The sequence below is a fragment of the Mesorhizobium sp. M1004 genome, assembly GCF_040318795.1.
Lineage (GTDB): Bacteria > Pseudomonadota > Alphaproteobacteria > Rhizobiales > Rhizobiaceae > Mesorhizobium.
Genome location: NZ_JAMYNB010000017.1, coordinates 101,443 through 107,517 on the forward strand (window position 1 = coordinate 101,443; position 6,075 = coordinate 107,517).

The following is a 6,075-nucleotide window of genomic DNA, read 5'->3' on the forward strand; positions in this document are numbered from 1 at the left end:
CGTCCGGGGCGTACCGACCCCCTCTGTCGCCTTCGGCGACATCTCCCCCTCAAGGGGGGAGATAACAACTACCCAATATCCGACGGCGGCACTTTTTCGCCCTCGCGCTTGGCGCGCTTCGAATACGCCCGCACGCTGAAAGGCAGGAAGATGAGATAGCCTGCGACAGAGGCGGTCAGCGTGTACCAGGGATAGGTCATCAACAGCAGGACGTAGAGAACGACCGCCAGGATGATCGGCAGCACCTTGTCGCCCGGCACTTTCAGGCTTTTGCCGGAATAGACCGGCAGCCGGCTGACCAGCAGGAAAGCGACCAGCACAGTGAAGCCGGTGGCGACGAATGCCGTCAGGCGGTCCGGCTCGAGACCGAGCCGCAGGAAGGACAGATAGAGCGGCAGCATAACCAGCACGGCGCCGGCCGGCGCCGGCACGCCGACGAAGTATTCGCTCTGCCAGATCGGGCGGTCATGGTCTTCGTCGAGCACGTTGAAGCGGGCGAGCCGCAGGCCACAGGCGATGGTGAACAGAAGGGCTGCGATCCAGCCGAAGGAGCCGGCCCGGTCGAGCAGGAAGGCATAGAGCACCAGCGCCGGTGCGACGCCGAAATTGACGATGTCGGCCAGCGAATCCATCTGCGCGCCGAATTTGGATGTCGCCTTCAACATGCGCGCCAGGCGCCCGTCTATGCCGTCCAGGAAGGCGGCGAGCAGCACCATCACCACGGCCGGCTCGAAACGGCCCTCGAAGCCGAAGCGGATGCCGGACAGGCCGGCGCAGATGGCAAGTACGGTGACCAGATTGGGCAGCACCATGCGCATCGGAATCTCGCGGATGCGCGGGCCGCCGCTGCCATGGGCCTCGAACTTTTTGAACGGCGCGCCCACCGCTTACGAAATCCTGACGAGCGGGGTTGCGGAGACGCCGCCGAATTCGGCGAGCACGGTTTCACCTCCGACCGCCGTCTGGCCGACGGCGACGCGCGGCACCGCGGTCGAAGGCAGGAAGACATCGACGCGCGAGCCGAAGCGGATCAAGCCGAAGCGTTCGCCGATGGCGATCGAACCGCCGGTCTCGGCCCAGCAGACGATGCGGCGTGCCACCAGGCCGGCGATCTGCACGGCGACAACGATGCCGTTGGGACTGTCGATGACCAGCCCGTTGCGCTCGTTCTCCGAGCTTGCCTTGTCGAGTTCGGCATTCAGGAACTTGCCCGGCCGATGCTCGATTTTGGTGATGCGGCCGCGCACGGGAGCACGGTTCACATGGCAGGAGAAGACATTCATGAACACCGAGATGCGGGTCATTTCGGTGTTGCCGAGGCCGAGCTCGCGCGGTGGCACGGCCGGGCCGACCGCCGAGATGACGCCGTCGGCGGGACTGACCACCAGCCTGTCATCGACCGGGGTGACACGCTCGGGGTCACGGAAGAAATAGACGCACCAGGCGGTCAGGATCAGGCCGATCCAGAACAGCACCGAGGAGAAATAGCCGAGGAACAGCGTGCCCGCACCAAAGGCGGCAATGAACGGATAGCCCTCGCGATGGATCGGAACGAAGGCATTCTTGATCGAGTCGACGAGGCTCATTGGCTGGAGCTCATGGGCTGGGGGCGGTCCCTGTTTCAGGTCCGGCCTCAATACCGGAAAGGCTCCGCGGCCGCAACGCAACATTGGGCAAGGCCGCATCGGCCGCAGCCGGCAGGAACGGTCACGTGCTTGCCTGCCGGCGGCTTTGCCGCCAGAGTTCATACCGCCGCTGGCTCAGTGCGCGGCGAAAAGGCCGACCGCCCATGATGCCAAACACAGGCAAAGCGTACCTTGTTGCCATACGATTGGCAGCCATGGGTGCCGTTTTGACCGTATTCCTGGCAGCGAGCGACCACGCAGCGGCGCAAGGCAAGCCATCCTTCGATTGCGCCAAGGCCGCCAGCGTGGCGGAAAAGGCCATATGCGCCGATCCGACCCTGGCGCAGGCCGATGCCGACGTCGCGAAGAATTATGCCGCGCTGCTGAAGAGGCTCGATGCTCATGCCGGCAAGGCGCTGCGGGACGACCAAAGCGATTTCATCGCCTATCGCGATCAGATCGCCGGTTTCAACGAGAACACGCCCAAGGACCAGCAGACATTCGATCTCGGCGAATTCCTGCATGACCGCGCGACCTTCCTGTGCGGCATCCGTAAGCCGGCCGATGGCGGCTTCATCGGCACATGGAGCAGCGTGCGCGGTAGCGTCGACATCAAGGCTGTTGGCGGAGGCAAGGTCGAGATCTCGGAAGATGTCGTTTCCAATCCAGTCTCGGGAAGTGGGTCATGCGAGATCGACGGCACGGTCGAGGAGCGCAACACTCTGCGGCTGGTCGACCGTGCCGTCGACAACGACAACCCAACCGGTTTTGTCTTTACCTTCCGACGCGACGGCGATGCGCTTGTCGTCGAGCAGAGCGGCGCCGGCAAGGATGGCAAATCGGAGCCCCTGTCATGCGGTGCCAACGGCCATGCCGATGGCACGTTCTTCCTGACGGAGAAAAAGTAGGCTTGCTGTCGCTAACCCGCCGCAGCGGAGCGATCAAAGTGGGCATTGAGCTCGGCCATAGCGGCCTCAGCGAGGCTTTCATCATCCTTGCCGCGCAAGAGCACACCGCCGTTCCGCAACGATTGGAAAAGGAAGACTTGGCCTGATGCCAGCACCACCCAATTCACGATTGCTCCTTCCTCCTTCTGCACCACCGAATTCGCAGAAACGATGGCATCCGTCGGGTCGAAGCCTGCCTTGCGGAGCAGGAGGTCGACGGCGGCGGGAGCATGGTATTGTTCCGCCAGCTCAATGACCGCTGTGATCTCGGGCTCTTCAGCAATGCCAAGCTTGGCGCCAACTTTCGGGGCGTTAGCCGCTAGCGGGCTCTCGCCTGGCGGTATGACAAGCAACTCTTCTGGAGCGATGTACTCGTAGACCGTGACGTGTGTCTCCGTCGCACTGCATAGTCGGGTCTTCTTCGCGCTGGTCTGAAGTTGAAAAACCAGCTGTTTCTCTCCTTCTATGTTCAGCATCCTTGCCATGCCGAACGCGATTTTGATCTCGGGCGGCGCGATCTTGGCGCAGGCAAGGCCGGCCCCGACATCGCGCCAGCTCAAGATCATCTGGCCTGCCAAGTTGCCAACCGACTTATGAAGAAGCCTGCCTTCGCGCTTCGGATTGGCCATCACCAGCCGGTGTATGACGTCGTCGTAATCGTCACTATCGACAACTTGCAGATCAGGCCATGACGCGATCCAGCGCGCCAAAAGGTTTTCCATGGGCGCGGCCTCATCCGCAACGTAGAACGCATGATCAAGTGTATCGAGAAAATCATCCCGCCCGCCCTCGAAGCCCGTCTGCTGGGCGGCTTCGTTGGGATGGTCTGCAATCCAGCTGGACATCTTTTCCAAAGTCGCAAGCTGGCCCTTTACGCCACAAGCAGTGAGTCCAGCTCGTGCGTTGGCAATCATGGCGCCGATTTCCTGCCCGGCATTGTGGATGAATTGACTATGGCCGCCGTTCTTTACCTCCGAAGAGTACGAGTCGGCATGAAGGACCTGCATCGCCTTGGTGTCGATTTCGGGATAACGATAGAGTCCTTTGGAAACCATCGCTGTGACGAATTGCATGACAGCGAAGACGAGAAAAAACGGCTCTTCATCAGGATCCTCGACGTTCGAACGCAGTACGACGACCGGCAACGGCAGGCCGAATTCCAACTGCTTTCCAGAATCTGATGCCGACTTCTCGGGCGTTTTCTTGGATTTGCGGGAAAGAAACCGAACATCGAAAATACTCTCTTGGTCGCAAAACTTGCGCGAACGGGTTATTTCCGACGCGACAATATCAGCTGCCCTCAAGGATTAAAGGCACTCTGATCCAGAGGCATCCGCACGATGGTTTGCCGAAATTGTCGACGGTGTCGGGGCGCCACAGATTCATACGTCCTTGGCAGGAAAGCGCTTCGCGACAATGCCGAATTGCGGCGAGTCGACAAACCAGGGTCAGAGATGCCATCCTCGAAATCAGTCGCCCTGAACGCCAAGGTCATTACAGAAGGCCTCGCTTTCGGAGAGTCTCCCCGCTGGCACGACGGACGCCTGTGGCTCTGCAACTGGGGAACCGGAGAGATCGTCGCGGTGGATGAGGACGGCGGGAACCAGGTGATGCTCACCGTGCCGGCCATCCTGCCTTATTCGATCGACTGGTTGCCGGATGGCCGATTGCTGATCGTCTCGGGTCGGGATGGCTTGTTGCTGCGGCAGGAGGCGGATGGAACGCTGGCCACCCATGCCGATTTGAGAGAACTGTCAAAGAGCCCGTGGAACGAGATCGTCGTCGACGGGCGCGGCAACACCTATGTCAATGGCGGCGGGTCGGCGCCTGCACCGGGCGAGCATTTCGGGCCCGGCACCATCGTGCTGATCACGCCGGACGGCTCGGTTCGACAAGTGGCCGAGAACATCGCTTTCGCCAACGGCATGGCGGTGACGCCGGACAACAGGACACTGATCGTGGCGGAGTCGCATGCCAACCGGCTGACCGCCTTCGATGTCGCGGAGGATGGCGGGCTTTCCAACCGCTGCGTCTGGGCCGATCTCGATGGCTTTCCCGACGGCGTCTGCCTCGATGCCGAAGGAACTGCCTGGTATGCGGATGTTCCCAACAAACGCTGTGTGCGGGTGCGCGAAGGTGGTGAGGTCTTGCAGTCCGTCAATGCCGATCGCGGCTGCTTTGCCTGCATGCTCGGCGGCCTGGATGGCAAGACCCTGTTCATCGTTGCCGCCCAATGGCGTGGTTTCGAGAACATGATCAGCGATGCCCGCACCGGCCAGGTGCTGAGCGTCGAGGCGCCAGCACCTGGCACGGGCTGGCCCTCCTACATCTCAGGCAGACGCTGATAGTTGGCGATATCGGCCTTCACACCCAGCCGGGCAATGGTCTCCTGCGGGTTGAAGCCCGCCCGCTCGTGGGCGGCCTTGACGATCGGCACGACATTGTCGACGGCCGCCTGGTTTTCCCATTCGACAATGGTGACCAAGTTGAACTCACCCGGACCCGAAAATTGCTCGAGCACGAAATCCTGGACGAAGCCTTGCTGCAGACGCAGCAATTCATGAGTCGCCCTGACCTTGCGAAGGATTTCTTCACGGGCCTCGGCAGGAACGACGAATTTGTCGACCCTGAACACGGCTGCCTCGGCAAGTTTATCCATTTGAATCTGTCTCCGTTCTTGAACGACTTGGGTTCGGTGGCTCAGGAAAGGGTTTGCGATCTCAACTTAGGCTGAGGTCAAGGGGAATTTTTGGTGGTGATGATGGCGACGACGCTGCGTATCTCCCCCTTGAGGGCATAGGCGCTAAGATAGCTTTGGCATGGACTGAAACTTGCGCTTTCGTGGTGGTTCGCGCCAGCGATATCGCAAGGCATGGAGATTTTGGCGCAGGGCCGCCAAGGAAGGTTGAGTAAAGATGGTCGCGATCAGAGAGGCGACGATCTGGCGGGTGGCGCGCCACAGCAGCGGGCGCCCGTCGCTCAAGGGGAGAGACACCCAACTCCTGCGAGAGGGGTTCGGTCACAAGCGCGATGAGGAAGTGTGCAAGGATCCAAGGCTTTGCGATCCTTGGGTCTTTGGCGGGAGGAGAGCGCAGCCCGATCAGGCTCTTCAGGCGCTTGAAGGCGAGTTCGATGCGCCAGCGCATGCGGTAGAGCTTGAGGACCGTATCGGCGGGAAACTCCTCCCGGTCAAGCGAGGTCACAAGCAGGACGAAGCCGGCCGCAATCAGCGTCTGCGGTTGAACCTTGTTGCCCTTGGCCCTGGCTTCCTTGTTGATTTTGCGCCGCGCTTCTTGTGCCGCGGCCTCGGATTTGCGCAAGGCGATCAGGCGCATCTTCACAGGCTCGCCCTTCTTCAGTGCCAGCCGGGCAGGCGTTTCGCAGACTTCCTCCCGGCAGCTCTCCAGGTAGCCGATGAGATCGAACGCCCTGCCGTTGGCGTCGAGCCATCGCGCGTTTTTCCACGACGCGCGCACAACAACATCGCCGCCTTGCGCCATCAC

The 6,075-nt window shown here is 61.3% G+C and carries 7 protein-coding genes; 2 read left to right on the forward strand and 5 right to left on the reverse strand.

What is annotated here, in order from left to right:
- Positions 1-68: 68 nt before the first annotated feature.
- Entirely contained in the window at positions 69-884 is an 816-nt protein-coding gene (gene pssA, locus NKH54_RS27945) for a CDP-diacylglycerol--serine O-phosphatidyltransferase (protein ID WP_023672701.1), read from the reverse strand.
- Positions 885-887: 3 nt separating this feature from the next.
- Positions 888-1,748 (reverse strand): phosphatidylserine decarboxylase, encoded by an 861-nt coding sequence (locus tag NKH54_RS27950; protein WP_352904775.1) that lies wholly within the window; start codon positions 1,746-1,748, stop codon positions 888-890.
- A gap of 92 nt (positions 1,749-1,840) precedes the next feature.
- Here NKH54_RS27950 and NKH54_RS27955 point away from each other — a divergent pair, with 92 nt between their 5' ends.
- Positions 1,841-2,533: a lysozyme inhibitor LprI family protein gene (locus NKH54_RS27955; RefSeq protein WP_353029413.1), complete on the forward strand. Its 693-nt coding sequence runs from the start codon at positions 1,841-1,843 to the stop codon at positions 2,531-2,533.
- A gap of 11 nt (positions 2,534-2,544) precedes the next feature.
- Here the strand turns inward: NKH54_RS27955 and NKH54_RS27960 are convergent, their stop codons facing one another.
- Positions 2,545-3,876: a DMP19 family protein gene (locus NKH54_RS27960; protein ID WP_353029414.1), complete on the reverse strand. Its 1,332-nt coding sequence runs from the start codon at positions 3,874-3,876 to the stop codon at positions 2,545-2,547.
- 150 nt (positions 3,877-4,026) lie between these two features.
- On the opposite strand from NKH54_RS27960, the gene NKH54_RS27965 reads away from it, so the two are divergent.
- The gene (locus NKH54_RS27965; protein ID WP_353029415.1) at positions 4,027-4,917 is read left to right on the forward strand and encodes an SMP-30/gluconolactonase/LRE family protein; all 891 of its coding nucleotides are present in this window, start codon (positions 4,027-4,029) and stop codon (positions 4,915-4,917) included.
- Here the strand turns inward: NKH54_RS27965 and NKH54_RS27970 are convergent.
- Both NKH54_RS27970 and NKH54_RS27975 read right to left on the reverse strand, forming a co-directional pair.
- The gene (locus NKH54_RS27970) at positions 4,896-5,231 is read right to left on the reverse strand and encodes an antibiotic biosynthesis monooxygenase (protein WP_023685667.1); all 336 of its coding nucleotides are present in this window, start codon (positions 5,229-5,231) and stop codon (positions 4,896-4,898) included. The two genes, NKH54_RS27965 and NKH54_RS27970, sit on opposite strands and share 22 nt — an antisense overlap.
- A 61-nt stretch (positions 5,232-5,292) precedes the next feature.
- The coding region (locus tag NKH54_RS27975) for a transposase (protein ID WP_502907575.1) at positions 5,293-6,075 on the reverse strand (783 nt) is incomplete at its 5' end.